The 857-nt window shown below is 47.4% G+C and carries 1 protein-coding gene; it reads right to left on the reverse strand.

Translation table 11 applies throughout. The features are described 5' to 3' along the window. On the reverse strand, window positions 1-857 hold an 857-nt coding region (locus A3763_RS26175), incomplete at both ends, for an esterase-like activity of phytase family protein (protein ID WP_197483150.1).

The following is an 857-nucleotide window of genomic DNA, read 5'->3' on the forward strand; positions in this document are numbered from 1 at the left end:
ATCGCTCAGTGCAGATACGTCAAACTCATAGATGCGCTTAATGGCTGCATCTTTGCCGCCCTGGTTATCACGCTCAAGCATTAGGAACTTACCGTCGCCAATCGAGGTGATATCAGATAAACCAACCCAGCCACCATTTTGCGACTCGGCAGTATCGAGAGGGTAGAAGAAGAAGCTCCACTGCTCACTTGTCGTATTGTAAGCACCAATGCGTGGATTCGCTTCATCGCCCCAAGCGCGCTGAATTGCTACATAGACTGAACCGTTATATTCAGTGATGCCTTCAAAGCCGAAGCGTACTTGAATATCATTCACTGATTGTGGCAGTGTGATAACTTCTTCAATGACGCCATTCGCATCGGTTTTGAATATGAAGTTCAAGCTATTGATTGGTCGTCCTGCATCCCCTTGTGTACCTGAACCTTCAGAAGCAACCCAGAAACCGCCATCGCTGGCAACGGCTATACCTTCAGGGTCAATATTGACGCTGTTGTCATCATTGATCAGTAGCGCTAGGTCTGCTTCATCGAAAACACTGACGCGTGTTGCATCGTCAGCATCAACCGAATCATCTGCCAAAACGCTTCTGGAAATGGCTGCAAAGATATTATTGCTATCTTTGATTGTGACTTCCTGGTTCAGCTGAGCGGGTGTGGTGCTGACGTCAATACCGAAAATACGACTTTGACCATAGAAGCTGTCTTCGATGGAATAAAGCATGTTTTCATCTGTTGGGCTTGCTGCCAAACCAGATAGTGCGCTCCAAGGTATGGGTGTCTCATCGACTCGATTAGTTGACTCGATTGTTGGGTAGCTTGCATCTGCGCTAGAGCGCTGATAGATATTCAATGCCGCAC

This window comes from Oleiphilus sp. HI0128, assembly GCF_001635365.1.